The sequence below is a fragment of the Vibrio sp. JCM 18905 genome (assembly GCF_055393305.1).
This window is the reverse complement of sequence record NZ_AP043879.1, coordinates 1,486,095-1,504,093: the sequence shown is the minus strand read 5'-3', so window position 1 is coordinate 1,504,093 and position 17,999 is coordinate 1,486,095. Positions and strand designations below refer to the sequence as shown.

General features: G+C 45.7%; 12 protein-coding genes. 7 read left to right on the top strand and 5 right to left on the bottom strand.

Translation table 11 applies throughout. The features are described from left to right. Positions 1-49: 49 nt before the first annotated feature. Positions 50-4,036 (bottom strand): ATP-dependent RNA helicase HrpA, encoded by a 3,987-nt coding sequence (gene hrpA / locus ACZ5ZC_RS15085; protein WP_464932062.1) that lies wholly within the window; start codon positions 4,034-4,036, stop codon positions 50-52. A 185-nt stretch (positions 4,037-4,221) separates the two neighbouring features. Here hrpA and ACZ5ZC_RS15080 point away from each other — a divergent pair, with 185 nt between their 5' ends. Beyond that, positions 4,222-4,806 carry an FMN-dependent NADH-azoreductase gene (locus ACZ5ZC_RS15080; RefSeq protein ID WP_054867089.1) on the top strand — a complete coding sequence of 195 codons (585 nt, stop codon included), beginning with the start codon at positions 4,222-4,224 and terminating at the stop codon, positions 4,804-4,806. 79 nt (positions 4,807-4,885) lie between these two features. Here the strand turns inward: ACZ5ZC_RS15080 and ACZ5ZC_RS15075 are convergent, their stop codons facing one another. Both ACZ5ZC_RS15075 and ACZ5ZC_RS15070 read right to left on the bottom strand, forming a co-directional pair. Beyond that, positions 4,886-5,305: a hypothetical protein gene (locus ACZ5ZC_RS15075; protein ID WP_225480717.1), complete on the bottom strand. Its 420-nt coding sequence runs from the start codon at positions 5,303-5,305 to the stop codon at positions 4,886-4,888. Between the two features lie 62 nt (positions 5,306-5,367). After that, on the bottom strand, positions 5,368-6,672 hold the full coding sequence (locus ACZ5ZC_RS15070; RefSeq protein ID WP_464932061.1) for a MipA/OmpV family protein: 1,305 nt from the start codon (positions 6,670-6,672) through the stop codon (positions 5,368-5,370). Positions 6,673-6,908: 236 nt separating this feature from the next. On the opposite strand from ACZ5ZC_RS15070, the gene ACZ5ZC_RS15065 reads away from it, so the two are divergent. The 3 genes from ACZ5ZC_RS15065 (at position 6,909) to ACZ5ZC_RS15055 (ending at position 9,839) form a co-directional block, all read left to right on the top strand. Further along, positions 6,909-7,259, top strand: a complete 351-nt coding sequence (locus tag ACZ5ZC_RS15065) for a VC1380 family protein (protein WP_074191431.1) — start codon at positions 6,909-6,911, stop codon at positions 7,257-7,259. Positions 7,260-7,268: 9 nt separating this feature from the next. Next, positions 7,269-9,209 carry an alkaline phosphatase D family protein gene (locus ACZ5ZC_RS15060; protein ID WP_432604043.1) on the top strand — a complete coding sequence of 647 codons (1,941 nt, stop codon included), beginning with the start codon at positions 7,269-7,271 and terminating at the stop codon, positions 9,207-9,209. A 189-nt stretch (positions 9,210-9,398) separates the two neighbouring features. Beyond that, a complete protein-coding gene (locus ACZ5ZC_RS15055; protein WP_046875238.1) occupies positions 9,399-9,839 on the top strand; it encodes a tellurite resistance TerB family protein in 441 nt (146 codons plus the stop codon). 252 nt (positions 9,840-10,091) lie between these two features. Here ACZ5ZC_RS15055 and ACZ5ZC_RS15050 read toward each other — a convergent pair whose 3' ends face one another. Both ACZ5ZC_RS15050 and ACZ5ZC_RS15045 read right to left on the bottom strand, forming a co-directional pair. Continuing rightward, entirely contained in the window at positions 10,092-10,622 is a 531-nt protein-coding gene (locus ACZ5ZC_RS15050; RefSeq protein ID WP_005394213.1) for a 3'-5' exonuclease, read from the bottom strand. An 83-nt stretch (positions 10,623-10,705) separates the two neighbouring features. Continuing rightward, entirely contained in the window at positions 10,706-12,247 is a 1,542-nt protein-coding gene (locus ACZ5ZC_RS15045) for a sensor domain-containing diguanylate cyclase (RefSeq protein ID WP_464932060.1), read from the bottom strand. A gap of 289 nt (positions 12,248-12,536) precedes the next feature. On the opposite strand from ACZ5ZC_RS15045, the gene ACZ5ZC_RS15040 reads away from it, so the two are divergent. From ACZ5ZC_RS15040 to ACZ5ZC_RS15030, 3 genes are all read left to right on the top strand, one after another. Beyond that, positions 12,537-13,169 carry a DUF2760 domain-containing protein gene (locus ACZ5ZC_RS15040; RefSeq protein WP_005394205.1) on the top strand — a complete coding sequence of 211 codons (633 nt, stop codon included), beginning with the start codon at positions 12,537-12,539 and terminating at the stop codon, positions 13,167-13,169. After that, entirely contained in the window at positions 13,169-15,124 is a 1,956-nt protein-coding gene (locus tag ACZ5ZC_RS15035) for an Hsp70 family protein (RefSeq protein WP_464932059.1), read from the top strand. Before ACZ5ZC_RS15040 ends, ACZ5ZC_RS15035 begins: the two co-directional genes overlap by 1 nt. Positions 15,125-15,185: 61 nt before the next feature. Next, positions 15,186-17,996 (top strand): Hsp70 family protein, encoded by a 2,811-nt coding sequence (locus ACZ5ZC_RS15030; RefSeq protein WP_464932058.1) that lies wholly within the window; start codon positions 15,186-15,188, stop codon positions 17,994-17,996. The last annotated feature ends 3 nt before the right edge of the window (positions 17,997-17,999 follow it).

Below are 17,999 nucleotides of genomic sequence, written 5' to 3'. Positions count from 1 at the left end.
GTAACCTCATACGCGATAATTACAAATCTGACGCTATTTTACTGGTTGATTAGCAAGCATCAATCGCGTTTTTGACTCGTTTATCAGAAACAGGATAAGGAGTGCCTAATTGTTGAGCAAAGTAACTCACGCGAAGCTCTTCAATCATCCAACGCACTTCCTTTACGTTTTCAGGAATGGCCACACCTTTCGGGATCTTGTTCAGCAACTCTTTATAGTCTTGAGTCACAGATTCAATCTTCAGCATGTGTAAACGATCTTTGTTTGGATCGATTGGCAACTTCTCCATACGACGCTCTATCGCACGCATGTAGCGAAGAATATCCGGCAAGCGTTTCCAGCCACATTCCGTCGCAAAGCCTTTGAAGATCAAGCCTTCAATTTGTGCTTTGATATCCGACAGAGCAAACGCCATAGTGAAGTCGATTTTGCCTTTTAGCTTCTTATTGATGCTGAACGCCGTTGTCAGAATAGTCTCAACCTGTTTCGCGATCTCTACGACGGTATCACCCAGTTCAGCACGAACGTGTTCTTTCAGCGCTTCGAACTTCTCTGGCTCCCAAACTAAGCCACCCTGCTCTTCAATAAGCTTATCGACACCACAGGCGATACAGTCATCGATCAGATCAAGCACTTTGCCGTAAGGGTTAAAATACAAACCCAACTTCGATTTGTTCGGTAAGTTAGCGTGCAAGTATTTAATTGGCGACGGTACGTTCAATAAAATTAGGCGACGCTGGCCAGCACGCATTGCGGTGATCTGCTCAAATTCGGTTTCGTAGAGTTTGATTTCAACGCTGTCTTTGCTATCAACAAGTGCTGGATACGCTTTTACATCGTAGCCACCACGTTTTTGTTGATACACTTTCGGCAATTCACCGAAGCTCCACGTATGCAGACCTTGCTGTTCAATATCGTCATCTGCCACTTTGGAAAGCGTTTCTTGAACTTTGTCTTTCAAGCTCTCTTTCAATTCGTGAAGATCTTTATGTTCCTTCAGTTTGCGATTTCGATGATCAACCGCGCGGAACGTGACTTTCAAGTGTTCAGGCACCTGTTCCAAGTTCCAGTCTTCACGCAACACTTCTACACCCGTCATGCGGCGCAACTCTTTCTCCAATGAATCTAGCAGCGGCGCTTCCATTGGTGTTACGCGAGCTAAGAATGCATCGGCATAGTTCGGCGCAGGCACAAAGTTCTTACGAATCGTCTTCGGCAGCGATTTAATCAAACTAACAATAAGCTCATGACGCAGACCCGGGATCTGCCAGTCAAAGCCCGCTGGCTCAACTTGGTTTAAAATCGGCAACGGCAAATGCACTGTGACACCGTCACTATCATCGCCCGGTTCAAATTGGTAACTCAACTTGAGCTTCAAACCATTTTGATGCCAGAAGTTCGGGTAATCCAAGTCGGTGACATGACTAGCATCGCCCTTGAACAGCATCTCTTTTTCAAAGTTCAGCAGTTCAGTATCTTCTTTCGATGCTTTTTTCCACCACGTATCGAAATGTTTACCAGACACCACTTCGGTACCAACACGTTGGTCATAGAAGTCAAACAGCTCATCATCATCCACCAAGATGTCACGACGACGAGATTTGTGTTCAAGCTCTTCCACTTCTTGCAGAAGCTTGCGGTTTTGCTTAAAGAACGCGTGTTTGGTTTCCCACTCACCTTCGACCAGTGCACTACGAATAAAGATTTCGCGGCTAACGGTCGGATCGATACTGCCGTAGTTGACCAAACGCTTTGGTACAATTGGCACGCCGTAAAGCATCACTTTCTCGTGTGCCATGACTGCTGCACGTTTCTTCGACCAATGCGGTTCGCTGTAACTGCGCTTGATAAGGTGTTTGGCTAATGGCTCAATCCACTCCGGCTGAATCTTGGCAATGATACGGCCCCAAAGTTTCGAGGTTTCCACCAACTCGGCTGACATTATCCACTTAGGTTGTTTCTTAAATAGACCCGATGCAGGGAAGATATGGAAACGAGCATTGCGCGCGCCTTGATATTCATTCTTTTCTTGGTCTTTCATACCGATGTGCGACAGCAAACCAACCAAGATCGCACTGTGTACACCATGGTAAGAAGCAGGCTCATCGTTAAGTTTGAATTCCATTTCACGCATCGACTGATGAATTTGGAAGTACACGTCTTGCCACTCGCGAATGCGCAAGTAGTTCAAATAGTCTTGCTTACACTGTTTGCGGAACTGATTGCTAGACAGAGCTTTTTGCTGCTTTTGGATGTATTCCCACAAATTCACAAATGTCAGGAAGTCCGACTCTTCATGGAAGAAACGACGATGTTTATCGTCTGACGATTGTTGTTTGTCTGAAGGACGCTCGCGTGGATCTTGAATCGACAAGGCCGCTGCAATGATCATCACTTCTTTAAGCGCACCATATTTTGGCGCTTCCAATACCATACGCGCCAAGCGCGGATCGATTGGCAAACGCGCTAATTGGCGGCCAATGGAAGTCAGGCGTTTTTTCGGGTCTTTTACCTCAGAGTTAATCGCACCAAGCTCTTCCAGCAAACGTACGCCGTCTTGGATATTACGTTTATCTGGTGCTTCCACAAATGGGAAAGCTTGAATGTCGCCCAAGCCAAGTGCCGTCATCTGTAAGATAACCGATGCTAGGTTGGTACGCAGGATCTCGGGATCGGTAAACTCTGGGCGCGACTCAAAATCTTCCTCTGAGTACAGACGGATACAGATACCCTCTTCCACACGACCACAACGACCTTTACGTTGGTTCGCACTCGCCTGAGAAACCGGCTCAATTGGAAGACGCTGAACCTTAGTTCGGTAACTGTAGCGGCTAATGCGCGCCGTGCCCGGGTCGATAACATACTTGATGCCCGGAACGGTTAGCGAGGTTTCTGCCACGTTGGTTGCCAGTACAATTCGGCGACCAGCATGAGGTTGGAAAATCTTGTTCTGCTCGCCCGCCGACAAACGCGCGTAAAGCGGCACAATTTCCGTGCTCTTCAGATTACGTTTGGACAATGCATCTGCGGTATCACGAATTTCACGCTCACCGTTCATGAAGATCAGGATGTCACCTAAACCTTCATCGCACAATTCGTCTACCGCTTCGAAGATGCCTTCAAGTTGGTCACGATCATTGTCGTCATCACCGCTTAGTGGGCGGTAACGGGTTTCTACTGGGTAAGTACGACCCGATACTTCAATGATTGGTGCATTGTTGAAGTGTTTTGAGAAGCGTTCTGGATCGATGGTTGCCGACGTGATGATCACTTTCAAATCAGGACGACGTGGTAGCAACTCCTTTAAGTAACCCAAGATGAAATCGATGTTAAGGCTGCGCTCGTGCGCTTCATCAATAATGATGGTGTCGTATTGATTCAAGAAACGGTCGTGCTGAATTTCAGCCAACAAGATACCGTCCGTCATCAATTTGATTTGGGTATTTTCAGAGATCTGATCGTTGAATCGAACCTTGTAACCAACAAACTCACCCAGTTTGGTTTCCATCTCTTCGGCAATACGGTTCGCAACCGAACGCGCCGCAAGACGACGAGGCTGAGTATGACCAATCAGGCCGAACTTACCGCGACCAAGCTCAGCACAGATCTTTGGCAACTGAGTGGTTTTACCTGAACCGGTTTCACCCGCGACGATAACCACTTGGTTTTCTTCAATCGCTTTAGCGATGTCGTCACGCTTTTGGCTGACGGGCAGAATTTCTGGGTATTCAATCGTTGGTTTGTAGCTGCCACGTTGCTCAGCAACCATCATTGATTTGGCAATGTCGAGTGCAATTTCATCAAACACAGCATTACGTGCTGCGTCTTTCTTAATTTTGCTCGCACCAGAAATGCGTTTACTTAAACGGAAGCGGTCACGCATCATGCACTGGCTTAACGCTTTGCGTAGAGACGCCGCGCTATTCACTTGAGCCTGAGGTGCTTTATCTTGTTTCGCTGTCGCCTTTTGCACACCATTTGACGGTGTCGCTTGCTCTTCAGCGGAATTCTTTTTTGGGGGCTGTGACGAAGTCAAAGCGTTTCCTATTCTTTTCATTACAAAAACTGCGCGGATTGTATCACACAAGATCTGCAACAAGATAACCGAAACCACATTCAAATTTTTCGAACATGTTCAGCGAATCCCTATACTTTTTAACCAACATGCCTCGCTTATAATGGCTCCCATAGTCAAAAGCACTTATTTAAGGAATAACCATTATGTCTCGTGTACTAGCTCTAAAATCAAGCATCCTTGGCGATTACTCTCAATCAAACAAACTGGTTGAAGACTTCATCAAAAATGTGGACCAAGACAAGCTAACTGTTCGTGATTTGGCTGCAAACCCATTACCAGTTTTGGACTTCGCCGTTGCCACTGCACTTCGCGCAACGGAAGATCTTTCACAAGAACAACAAGCGGTAGTCGAACTGTCGGATACGTTGATTGAAGAAGTAAAAAACGCTGATACTTTGGTTATCGCAGCGCCAATGTATAACTTTACAATTCCAACTCAGCTTAAAAACTGGATTGATTTGATTGCTCGTGCTGGCGTGACATTCAAATACACTGAAAACGGCGTCCAAGGCCTGATCGAAGGTAAGAAAGCGATTGTCATCACGACTCGCGGTGGTATCCATAAAGATTCACCAACAGACAACGTCACACCATACCTGTGTACCGTGCTAGGTTTCGTTGGTATCACAGATGTGGAATTTGTTTATGCGGAAGCGCTAAACATGGGTGAAGATTTCGCTGCGAAAGGCATTTCTGAAGCGCAGAGCCAACTTGCAGCGATAGCGTAAATTGGCCTAAGTTCAAGAACAAGTAGAATACAAATAACAAGGGATTGCTTCGCGCCAATCCCTTGTCGATCAAAATACCCTAATCGTGTTTAGAAGTTATCTTATTTCTCCCAGAGCGATTCACTTTCTCTAAGTTGTGTAGCGCTTCGTGATAGAGCTTTTCCAAAGACTGCTCAGCTTCGTTTATCATATTCTCAATCATCGCATCAAACGCGACATCACTCGGAATTTCGAGATCGTCTCCAACGTCAACCTCAAGAGAATTGACGTACAACACTAACCATTCATCACTCTCTAAATGTCCTTCCCCGTGGACGACAAAAAAGCGCTTGGCAAATTCATCGTTGGTACAGTTTATCGCCTCAATTTGAATATTGAATGAGGAGTCGATACTCATGGTGCTCATGCCATCCGATTCATCAGATGCATCACAAACAGCCTTAACTTTGGCACGATACACGAAGGTTCGCGTTGAAAGCAGCATTGTATTATTCATCATTACTCATAATGGGTGATAAAGAAGTCAGTTGCAAATCCGACCTATATGCATCTTACGATGCTCTAAAACTCGAACTGGAAGTAAATGGTATTGTAGTTGCTCCCGCCTTTAATGCGCCCAAACTGGGACGCACTTTCGAAAATTGCTGAGCGGTGATGCAATGAATAACCCACCCACATATTTCCCCAGTTTTTTTGGTTGAATAAGTCACCTATATTTACACCAAACGAGAAGTCTAAGTAGTTCAGTAGCTTACTTGGTGTATAACCCTTGTCTTCCATTTCGGTTCCTTCGATGTAGGTAATGTTGTCGACGTATGACATACCTTCCGCAACACCAAATCGCCAAGTCGTTGGCCAATTAACTGTATAATACGCCTTAATCGCCATCACGTATTCTGTGCTCGCGGGCTGAACACTGGACGACCAGTGATGAACCAAACCTGGCGTTAAATAAATATCAAGAGGAAAGCCAAACAACTCGTCCGTTAGCGGGTGCCCATAAAACAATGAAGTAAGTTGATTGTCGTATGGGTCTTTTTCTCTCTCAAAGCTAAATATTTCACCAATATTTGAAGGCGTCGCCCAACCATGCGCGATACGTAGATATGGTTTATTGCTCAGTGTTGATTTCGGAGCTTTGCCTTTATCGTTGAAAAAACCAAAACCGACAAACACTTCACCTTGATATCGGTCTTCTACAAGCTGGCTGTCGTAGGCATTATCATCTAAGCGAGTGACACTCGTCTCCCCCAATAAATACAAGTTGGAAGTCACATGATAACGCGCTTTGATGCCGAGGTTGGCATCAAGTCCTGCTCCAATTCTTTCCCCAGTAACATCTTTAAACGCATAATATTCACTGTTGAAGTCAGCGTCTTTGTATCGAATCGTGATAGATGGCTCTAACTCCCAATCACCAAACGCATAATTAGCGGCAAGGCGATAATTAGAGTGAAACTGGAGTTCATCGTCCGTCATTAATTCTACTTCTGCGCGCCAGTTGTCGTTAATGCTATAACGAACTTGACCACCGAAGTCGACTCTGTCCCCTTCATTGGCATTTTGTAGCGACATGGGAATATCAACAAATCTCAATCGCATAATCGCACTCGCGCGCCAGTCAGAATCACTCTCGTCATACAGAAAAACGCCGCCTTCAATGCCATTGATATACAAATGCTCGTTTTCAAAGAACATCATTGGTACAAATGTACTCACCGTCGAGTCATTATCGGCGGTATAAAACGGGATCGATGCAGTGCGATACATCGCTGCAATTCCCCACGTTTGCTCTTCTACACCATACGCAGAAGAAGCCATCGCAGCTAAAGGCAAAGTGAGTGTTGTTAGAATTAATCTCTTCATGAGTTCGAAAAATGTTGGTTGAGAAGCAGGCAAACATCAATGATTTGCCATTTAAAGCTTATGTTCTTCTGATGATAGCCGTTACAATGACAAATGTTGTCATCCTCGTGACAGTTTGAGTCCCAAGATTATATTAATATTGCACGACTAGATGAGCTTATTTGTGAATATTTTACTATCGTAACAAGCTCTTAAAACTCTAGCTTAGTTCTAAATCAAACATAATGAAGTAAAAAGTGAAAGCATCAGAACTCATCTCTACCTTGAATCATTTACCCGCAGACACGGACCCAGACATTGTGATGGGAGAAGCATGGCTGCCTGAAAGGTTGATAGGGACTCAACTTGAGGGTGACATGTTATTTTTGCACTTTGATAATGCTCCAGAAGATGGTCAGGGAGACGAAGAGGGACGCGGCTTCGTCGAGCACGAAATAGATCTAATCAGAACGCGACTTCAGCAGATTTTGGATGAAGACAGTGATAACGCGTCAAAAGCCGATGCTATGCTAGGTTTATTCCTTATGGGACATGAACTTAGCAGTTCACAAGTTATCGAAATATTAGAAGAAGAAGCTGACACATAAGGAGCCGTTTTGCCAGCATTGATGAATACGACTGAAACATCTTCACTTCCTCTTATCGTTGCAGGTCCGATTTTGCGCAAAGTGACCGCAACTGAAATCAATATTTGGCTAGTCACCACCCAACGCTTGGAGGGTATGGTGCAAATTACGGATGAAAACGCCTCCGTCCTTCATCAAGCCCCCTTAAGTGAGCAAAAAGAACAGCTTCAAATCGGTCTCAATGCGTGGTGCTGTTTGTTGCAATTAAAGGGCGAGTTTCCGCCCCATCAAACGTTACGCTATCAAATACAAACGCAACACGGCTCCGTAACGGAACTGCTTCCTCATCTGACTTATGAACGAGATAACAGTCCAAATTTGGGCGTTGAGTTCCTAATCAGCGAAAAAGCAGATTATGTCCTGCATGGCTCGTGCCGGAATCCCCACCACTTCAGTAAAGATACATTGGTCGCTGCAGATCATAAAATCGCATCTCAAACCATCGAAGAAAGACCAGATATGCTCATCATGAGTGGTGACCAAATCTACGCAGACCATGTTGCAGGCCCTACTCTGGACGCCATCGAACAAGTCATTGCCCTACTCGGTTTACCGGGCGAAGAATTCGAGCAAGCGCCGATAAAAAATACCAATGCCCTCTACCAGCACTCAGCTTGTTATTATGGTCGGGACAAATTGTTGCCTCATTATATGAATGATGGCAGTTTACTGAGTACGTTTTTCCCGCACAGAGGGACGCCAATATTCAGCGCCAAAGAGTGTGAAAACCATCTAATAAGCTTTGCCGAATGCTTTGCAATGTACTTATTGGTTTGGTCTCCAACCTTATGGAAGCTCATTCGGACAGATCGCTTATTAGAAAATGAGTTTACTGTCGGCGGAGCAACTCTCGATCCCAAATGGCAGCAGCAATGGCGCGAAGAAAAAGCTCAAATAGATAAATTCGTCTCAGGTCTGGATAAGGTTCAACGCCTACTTGCTCACATTCCAACCTACATGATCTTTGATGATCACGATGTCACCGACGATTGGAACCTTACCATAGGCTGGGAACAAGCCGCGTACAGCAACGCCTTTGCGAAACGTATTATCGGGAACAGCCTGATTGCCTACTGGCTCTGCCAAGGGTGGGGAAACGCGCCAGAAAAATTCAATGATGAGTTTATGAGTATCGCTCAACGCTTTTTCAACGAGCGTTCCTCACAAACTCAAGATGCATTTATTCAATATTTGTATCGCTTTGAGAATTGGCATTACACCATTCCGACGACGCCAAAAGTTGTCGTGCTAGATACGCGAACCAGACGCTGGCGTTCTGAGTCTAAAATGAACAAGCCCTCTGGGTTAATGGACTGGGAAGCAATGATTGAGTTCCACCAAGAACTTGTTCATCAAGACAAAGTTATCATTGTTTCTGCCGCACCGATGTTCGGAGTGAAATTTATCGAAGCACTGCAGCGAGTAGTAACGATGCTTGGTAAACCATTAATGGTCGATGCTGAAAACTGGATGGCGCACCCCGGAAGTGCGAATACGCTTATTAGTATTTTTACACATACTAAGACGCCGACCAATTTCGTTATTCTCTCTGGCGACGTGCACTACTCTTTTGCATACGACATTAAGCTTCGCTACCGAAAAAATAGTCCGAATATCTATCAAATCACCTGTAGCGGGATTAAAAATCAGTTCCCAACCCAATTGCTCAATATTTGTGATGGTCTAGATAGACTGCTATATAGCCCTCGTTCGCCTTTAAACTGGTTTACAAAACGTAAGCGGCTAAAGATCTACAAACGCGCACCAAGTACGCACAATTTTTATCGCTTAGTTAACCACAGCGCCATTGGTGAGCTGCGTCTTGATGACGAAGGAAAGCCGAGCCAAATTAGCATTCTAACGAGCGATGGTGAAGAGGTACATTTTCCACCAACTCGTGCAGAAGGCTAAATCTCGCTCCCAAAATGACTTGCCCTTTATTGAAGGCAAATCATTTTGACTGAACTTAAAAGTGCGAGGGATTTGGGTAGATGAGAAAAGCTCTTGACTGTCAACGGCGTGCTAATTTTGATACTACACCTTGAGATCTACCGTATTTATGACCATGTTAACCAAATAAACAATAGCTCGGTGTTCAATATGTTTAACTCTCTTACCTCATTATTTAAACAGCTCATTGAAGGCTCTGATTTAAGCCAAACCAACACACTCTCTCCGAATATGGCTATCGCGTGCTTGCTGTGTGAAGTATCTGGCGCAGACCATAACGTCGATGATAAAGAGCAAGAAACAAAGCGTTCATTATTGATGAAGCTTCTGTCATTAAATGAAGAAGAATCAAATGCTTTGTTAGATCAAGCGCAACAGAAAATAAAAGACTCCGCGTCTCTGTACGATTTTACTTCTCAACTGAGAGAATTGACTCAAGAAACACGCTACAACTTAATCAAAAGCATGTGGGAAGTGGCGTATGCCGATGGCGAAATTGATCCACTAGAAGATGCAGTGATCCGCAAAACAGCAGAACTACTCTACGTTGATCACAGTGAGTTCATTCGAGCAAAGTTGCAATCTCAGTAAGGAAACAAGGTAAACATGTAAGTCGCGCAAGCTATTTCAAGTCTACCGTGAAATGATGGCGAAGATTGAGTTCTATAGCCATAAAAAAACGCGCATTACGCGCGTTTTTTCGATAAGCCAACGACATTGTTATTAAAATACTGGTCAAGATATGAATGTGTTTGACGAACTCAACACTAAACAGATTCCATGACAAAACGACAATGGTTGAATGACGATTTGATTACAAGTTTGCCTATCTATAGCGGACCATTAAAGCATAGTCAGAGCGAGCTTAGCTAAATTGTACGCATCCACATAACCAGAATGTTGGCGCCCTTCCCAATCAATGCCTTTTGCTTCTTGAGCGGCTCGGTGACCAATACGCTTATCCTTAAGACGATTTTGAATGCGATAAAGCGTCGCTAAGTTGATAAACTCCGTAAATGGCGCTTCAATACCTTTTTGCTTACACTCTTCAAGCAGGATGAGGTCATCTCGGCCCCATGATGCATAAATCTTGTTACGACCACCGAAGTTCTTAACCATGGATTTAAGCACTTCTTCTAATGGGCGTCCTTGTTTTTCAATTTTACGTGGCGTAATACCTGTTAGCTCGGCACAAAACAGCGAAACTTCATCATGTTCAGGTTTTACGTAGTATTGAGCTCGCTTGACTATCTCGCCTCTAGACAAATCTATTTCAGCCAACCCAACTTCGATAATTTCACCCGTGCTGCCGACACCATTTTCGTTCCAGCAACACATTTCTAAATCGAAGCATACAATACGGTTATGGTTCATAGTTTGTCTTGATTCCTAACATAAAATTTTAAAGCGTGGGATTCTACCGTAACACGGTGTAAAACTCGAATTTGCGCGCCCATTTAATCGCCAATCGACACATTATTACGACCGTTTTTTTTACTCAAATAAAGTTGATTATCCATTTTGTGATACAAGCTTTCAGGATCTTCATCTTTATGAACAGCCGCGCCGATACTTAACGTGCAAACGATTGAAGCATCGCCATAATCAAAAGCCGTACTTGCCACGATGCTCCGCAACTTTTCCAGATAAGCTTCCAGTGCTTCTTTATCAATGACTTTAGAAATAATACAGAACTCATCACCACCAGCACGATAAAATCGGTCTCCAGGCTTTAGATTCGCACTGACTAACTTAGTCACATGCTGCAATGCTTCATCTCCCCCTAAATGACCGTGCTTGTCATTGATAACTTTGAAGTGGTCGATATCAAAACCAACCAATGCGAAGCTAACACCTTTGTTTATCTGGCTAAACAAATGATCGTTAAACGCTCGGCGATTGAGTAACTGAGTTAGAGGGTCACGCTCAGCCATCCTTTTTAATTCGACGGTTTTAAGCTCTAACATGACCGCCAAGCGCTCTTTTTCTCGTGACTGTAAATTCACAATCCAACTAATCAAAAAGGCGATTACCAACCCGGCTAATGTCGTGCCCGCTAAAATAGAACGCTCCCAAGCAGAGACGGCATCAGAAAGTTTAAAATCAATCCGCCACTCACGATTAGGCAGTTGAATGGTACGGCTTATAACCGTTCCTCGAATGTTGTCCCAGTTTGAACTTTGGAAGAGAACGGGATCATCTGCTGCGTCAAAGCCTAAATCTTCTACGCGCACCGACATATCTAGCTCAGTCGCGGTTTTCGTAATCAAATCCTCAAAGTAAACTGTACTTCGAATCACCCCTGTCACTACACCTAATAAATGTTGGTTCTCGAAGTCAAACACTGGATGGAACACTAGCAGCCCAGTTTTAGGGATGGACTTGTCATACCCATCTTGCAGTAAGCGAACTTTATCCGAGATATTCGCTCGCCCATTTGTGGATATATCATCTAAGATGAGATCAAAGCGTTTACGTGAAAAATAGAAACCTAGTAGAGAAAGGTTTTCTGGTGTTCTTGGATAAATATCCGATGCGATAAAAATTGGCTCTTTGTGTTCAAAAATGTACCCGTAGGTTTTGGGGCCATCTTTAGGAACGGTAAACGGTTGGAAATCAGGAAATGTTTGACGGGTCTTTAAAATATGCTCATCAAGGTCTTCGAATTCGACCTTTTGCATCCATTGAAGTCCAATTAGACTTCGCGAGCTATTGATTACTTGTTCCGCATACATTGGGAACGAAGACCAATAGGTGCGTTCAATCGAATGAAAAAAGTTTGCACCTGCACCAATGAACTTTAAATCATTTTCGACGTTCGCTTTCAGTGATTCTGCTTGTCGGTCAGCTAAAGTATCAAACGTCGTCTGCGTATACCGTTGCTGCATCGTATAAGCAGCACCGACCACACCAGCAGTGACACACAACGTCGCTGCAAAAGCTAGAATAGAGTCTGAATGTCGTTTGATAACGCTCTTGTGAGCGGTGCTTTGTGTCATATCGTAATTTTGATACTTCCGTAAGTTAAACTTCGGGATCTATTGAAATACTGCGTTAGCAACGCACAAACATCAAGCAACAACCTATGCTGGGCAGTCCGATCGTCGATTTTTCACGCTGTTCGTACGGTATAGTCACGAATTATTACAGCCTTAAGCCTTGAATATGCTACCATCCGTCATCATTTTAATGTCTAAACTTGGTGCAAGATCGCAAAGACGATCGTTTTAGTGAACACATATGAGCCAATACTGAGCACCAATAATCAATAGAAAGAGAAAAAACGTCATGAACATTGATTTGAACCTAATTCCTCAAACGTTCGATATGCTTCACGCTGGCCTAACCGCATCGAGCGTTTTGCTTCTTTTAGTCGCGGTCTCTCGCAAATCAAAAGTGGTTGAGAAAGTCGTAGAAAAACCGGTCGAGAAAATCGTCGAAGTTGAGAAGCCAGTTGAGAAGATCGTCGAAGTAGAAAAAGTCGTTGAAGTTGAGAAAGTCGTAGAAAAAGTGGTGGAAGTTGAATCGAAACTCGCAACAGCTTCTACTGATTCTGCAATGCAGCTACTTTCTATCATGCAACAAGAAGCTCGTCTGATTGACTTCCTACAAGAAGACCTAACGTCATTCTCTGATGAAGAAGTAGGCGCAGCAGCTCGCGTAATTCATACTGGTGGCCAGAAAGTATTGAACGATTACGTAACACTTGCGCACGTTCGCAACGAAGACGAAGAAACTCGTATTACGGTTGAAGAAGGCTTCAACCCACAAGAAATCCGCCTTACTGGCAACGTGACAGGCAGCGCGCCATTCCAAGGCACGTTAGTGCACAAAGGCTGGAAGGCAACATCGATGAACCTTCCTAAGCTGGCAGAAAACTACGATGCATCTGTGATTGCTCCAGCCGAGGTTGAGCTGTAATGGAACACATGAACCAAGAAAATCATTCTCAAGAAGCGTCTGTTGAAACTCAACAGACGCCTAAATTCAGTGTTGGTATCGACTTAGGTACAACACACTGTGTCATGTCTTTTGTTGATACGCACGACGAAGACGCTCGCGTAGAAGTAATGCCTATCCCGCAGCTAACTGCGCCGGGTACGGTAGAGACTCGTAGCCAATTAGGCTCTTTCCTATACCAACCACACGAACACGAAATGAACCCGCAATCACGCGTTCTTCCGTGGTCGAGCGAGCCAAAAGCTCTAGTTGGTGCAATTGCACGTAACCTAGGTTCAAAAACACCAATTCGTCTTGTTGCAAGTGCGAAATCTTGGCTTTGCCACGGTGGTGTAAACCGTCGTGACGCATTCCTACCAGCGGGTAGCCCAGAAGAAGTGGAAAAAGTATCCCCTCTTCGCGCAACCGAGCTATACCTTGAGCACTTAAAAGATGCTTGGAATCACGCAAACCCAAATCACAACCTTGCCGATCAAGACGTTACCATTACGGTTCCTGCTTCTTTTGATCCTGCTGCCCGTGATCTAACTGCAGAAGCAGCACGCAACGTTGGTTTTGTGCACCTAACGCTTCTAGAAGAGCCACAAGCAGCACTTTACAACTGGATTGATAACAGCAACGACAAATGGCGCGACGAAGTTGAGGTTGGCGACATCGTGCTTGTGGTCGATATCGGCGGTGGTACAACCGACCTTTCTTTGGTTGAAGTAACTGAAGACGACGGCAACCTAACTCTGAATCGTATCGCGGTAGGCGAGCACATCCTACTTGGCGGTGACAACATGGACCTTGCACTTGCGTACCGCTTGAAGATGAAGCTAGCGCAAGAAGGCAAAGAGCTACAGCCATGGCAAGTTCAGGCGATGACGCACGCATGTCGCGATGCGAAAGAAGCGCTATTGAACGACAGCGAGCTGCAGTCAGTGCCAATCGTGGTACCAAGCCGTGGTTCTAAACTGCTTGGCGCAACACTGAAAACAGAACTAACTCAAGAAGAAGTACAACAAACATTGGTTGACGGTTTCTTCCCTCAAGTTGCGATTACCGACCACCCTGTTCAACGTAACCGTGGTGCACTAACACAAATGGGTCTGCCTTACGCACAAGATGCGGGTATTACTCGCCACATTGCAGCATTCTTGTCTAAGCAAGCACACGCGCAAAGCGGTGGTGAATCAGCGCAAGCTCAAGATTTCAACCCATTTGCAAACATGCCAGGTATGCCAGGCGCGGAGGCAGCGCAATCGGCTGACTTCATCAAACCAACGGCAATCCTATTCAACGGTGGTGTGCTGAAATCAAAACTTCTAGCCACTCGTCTAGAAGACACGATTAACGAATGGCTAATTGAAGCAGACGCAGAAATGGCGAAACGCCTAACAGGTGTGGATCTAGACCTTGCGGTTGCTAGCGGTGCGGCTTACTACGGCTCTGTGCGTCGTGGTCAAGGCGTTCGTATCCGCGGCGGTATTGCTTCGGCGTACTACGTGGGTATCGAAAGTGCGATGCCTGCGATTCCGGGCATGGCGCCTCCAATGGAAGCACTGTGTGTAGCACCATTTGGTATGGAAGAAGGCTCAAGCGTTGACGTACCAAGCCAAGAGTTTGGTTTGATCATCGGCCAGCCAGTTAACTTCCAATTCTTCGGTTCAACCGTTCGTCGTGACGACCTAGCAGGTACTCACCTTGACTACTGGGCACCAGAAGAGCTTGAAGAGCTACCAGAAATCCAAGTAACGCTGCCTGTATCAGAAGGTCGTCGTGAAGGTGAAGTGGTTCCAGTTACCCTAGCTTCTCGCGTCACAGAGCTTGGTACGCTTTACTTAGAAGCCATTGCCGCTGATAACGGGCAAAAATGGCATGTTGAGTTCGATGTGCGCGAAGACGCGAAAAGTGACTCAAACGAAGAACAATAATTAGAAGTCAAACGGCATCCAATCGGGTGCCGTTTTTAAATACACGAAGGTTTGGTTTTGTATGGCATCTCCTCGTTTCCTTGTTGGTATTGACCTCGGCACCACAAACACTGTGGTGGCCTACTGTGAAATCACCGACAACCTTGAACAATCCGAAGTATCCCTATTTGACATCGACCAACTGATTGGTCCGGGCGAAGTCGTTCGTAAACCACTTCTGCCCTCTTTCCGCTATCATCCAGCTGTAGGTCAAATCTCCTCTTCTGACCTCACTCTTCCTTGGGACAACGAACCTGTTGCTGGCGACATTAACAATGTCATCGTTGGTGAATGGGCTCGTGAATTAGGCGCGAAGGTGGAAGGACGTCAGGTATCCAGTGCAAAAAGCTGGCTATCGCACCAAGCGGTAGATCGTAGCTCAGACATTCTCCCTTGGGCTGGCGCGCAAGACGTAGATAAAGTCTCGCCCGTCATTGCCAGCGCAAGCTACCTCAACCACATTCGTCAAGCATGGAACTACCGTCATCCTAGCAACAAGCTAGAAGACCAAGATGTGGTTGTGACCGTTCCAGCATCGTTCGATGAGACGGCTCGTAAGCTCACGCTTGAAGCCGCAGAGTTGGCAGGTTTAAAGAAAATCGTCCTGCTCGAAGAGCCACAAGCCGTATGTTACGACTGGTACGCACGCCATCAGAAAACCGCAGCTGATGAACTCAAAGAGTTACCGCTGATTCTTGTGTGCGATGTGGGCGGTGGTACCACCGACTTGAGCTTGATTGAAGCAAGTTTCTCTTCTCAAGATGAGCTAGCCCTTGATCGTATTGGCGTTGGTGAACACTTAATGCTAGGGGGTGATAACCTCGACTTAGCGTTAGCGCACCTTGCTGAAAGTCGCTTCAGTCAAAACAAAAAACTCACTGCAGCAAGCCTGACTAAGCTGATTCAACAAACTCGTAAAGCCAAAGAAAACCTGCTCTCAACAAGCGCGCCTGACGAAGTGAAGATCACCATGTTAGGTAGCGGCTCTAAGCTACTTGGGGGCACAAAGAGTATTGCTCTAAGCAAACAAGAAGTGCACCAAATCGCATTAGATGGCTTCTTCCCGCTTTCTGATTTCAGTGAAGTACCAGACAAACGCCGCAGCGCAGTTGTCGAGTTTGGCCTTCCATACGTTGCTGACCCAGCGGTGAGCAGGCACGTTGCCGAGTTCTTAACGATGCATCAGCAAGTGTCTCGTGCCGCTCTTGGCATTGAAGACGATAAACAAAATGCCATTCCAATCGGTTTGCTACTCAACGGTGGCGTGTTCAACAGTGATCTGGTGACTGAGCGTGTCACTACCCTACTGTCCGATTGGCGCGGCGCTCCGGTTACGGTATTAGATAACCCACATCCAGATTGGTCTGTTGCGCTGGGTGCCGTTGCCTTTGGTAAAGCACGTCGTGGTGCACAGCTTAAAATTGGTGGTGGTGCAGCCCGTTCTTACTTCTTGCATCTTCAAGAAAAGAACAAAATGGGCAAAGCGCTCTGTTTGCTTGCAAAAGGTACAGAAGAAGGTCACGAGATCCGTTTAAGCGGTCGTCGTTTCTCGCTCACTCTTGGAGAGCCAGTCCGCTTTAACCTGCTGACTTCTACCCACGATACCTTAACCAATAACACCGCCATTCAAAATGGCGTGATGGTTGATGTTGACCCAGACTTGTTTGCTCCGCTACCGCCTTATATCACCACCCTTGAAGGTGAAGGTGCCGAACTGCAAGCCAACCAGAAAGAACGCGTAGAAGTACAACTGGCGTGTCAGTTGACTGAAGTCGGCACACTTAAGATGGAATGTGTCAGCGCAGAAGACGACAACAAACGTTGGGAACTCGAATTTGAAGTCCGTAACAAGCAAACCGATGACAGCGAGCAAGTTAAGCTTCACCCTAAACTGAACGAATGTAAGGGGCTAATCGCTCGCCTATACAGCGGTAACAAAAAAAGCGCAGAAGGCAAAGAGATCAAAACCTTAGCCAAAGATCTTGAGAAGAAGCTCGGCAAACGTGACGAATGGGACTTCACCACACTCCGTCAACTTTTCGATACTTTTGCACAAGGTCGTAAACGTCGCCGTCGTTCTGAACAGCACGAGAAAAACTGGCTTCGTTTGGCGGGCTTTGCATTGCGTCCGGGCTTTGGCGATCCAACCGACTCATGGCGCATCGAGCAAGTTTGGGGACTGTATCAACAAAATATTCAGTTCAAAAACCATCAAGGCTGGACAGACTGGTGGGTATTCTGGCGACGTATCGCGGGCGGTCTAAGCCAAGAACAACAAGAAACCATTTTGGCAGACATCGCAAAATATCTGCATCCCGGCGCGATGAAAAACCCACAATCCGCCAAAGCGGCACAAGACATGGGTTACGAATCCATGGTACGTCTTTCAGCCTCTCTAGAGCATCTAGAAGTGGAAGATAAAGTTCTATTGGCAACGTGGTTCTTGAGTAAAGCGATCAACCAAAACCAGTTTGAACAAGCGCACTGGTGGGCGATGGGACGTTTGGCTTCTCGCACACCACTTTATGGCAGCCAGCACAACGTCATTCCTCGTGAACAAGCAGAACAGTGGTTGCCTAAGCTGTTAGAGCAGAACTGGCAGAAAGAGCCAATGATCGCTTTCGCAGCCGTAATGATTTGTCGTAAGACGGGTGACCGCCTGTTTGATATTTCTGACGATTACCGAGAGCAAGTTCTAACGAAGCTGAAACAAAGTAAAGTGCCCGAATCTTGGGTATCACTAGTTAAAGAAGTGAAAGAGCTTTCAGAAAGCGAATCAAAACGCGTCTTCGGTGATGCTTTACCAAGCGGTTTAACGCTGGTTCATCATTAAATC

What these genes read in the sequence shown, in the direction of transcription:
- ACZ5ZC_RS15040 (WP_005394205.1), top strand. Translation starts at nt 12,537, where the DNA reads ATGAACATTGATTTGAACCTAATTCCTCAAACGTTCGATATGCTTCAC.
- ACZ5ZC_RS15080 (WP_054867089.1), top strand. Translation starts at nt 4,222, where the DNA reads ATGTCTCGTGTACTAGCTCTAAAATCAAGCATCCTTGGCGATTACTCT.
- ACZ5ZC_RS15035 (WP_464932059.1), top strand. Translation starts at nt 13,169, where the DNA reads ATGGAACACATGAACCAAGAAAATCATTCTCAAGAAGCGTCTGTTGAA.
- ACZ5ZC_RS15050 (WP_005394213.1), bottom strand. Translation starts at nt 10,622, where the DNA reads ATGAACCATAACCGTATTGTATGCTTCGATTTAGAAATGTGTTGCTGG.
- ACZ5ZC_RS15070 (WP_464932061.1), bottom strand. Translation starts at nt 6,672, where the DNA reads ATGAAGAGATTAATTCTAACAACACTCACTTTGCCTTTAGCTGCGATG.
- ACZ5ZC_RS15045 (WP_464932060.1), bottom strand. Translation starts at nt 12,247, where the DNA reads ATGACACAAAGCACCGCTCACAAGAGCGTTATCAAACGACATTCAGAC.
- ACZ5ZC_RS15075 (WP_225480717.1), bottom strand. Translation starts at nt 5,305, where the DNA reads ATGATGAATAATACAATGCTGCTTTCAACGCGAACCTTCGTGTATCGT.
- ACZ5ZC_RS15055 (WP_046875238.1), top strand. Translation starts at nt 9,399, where the DNA reads ATGTTTAACTCTCTTACCTCATTATTTAAACAGCTCATTGAAGGCTCT.
- ACZ5ZC_RS15030 (WP_464932058.1), top strand. Translation starts at nt 15,186, where the DNA reads ATGGCATCTCCTCGTTTCCTTGTTGGTATTGACCTCGGCACCACAAAC.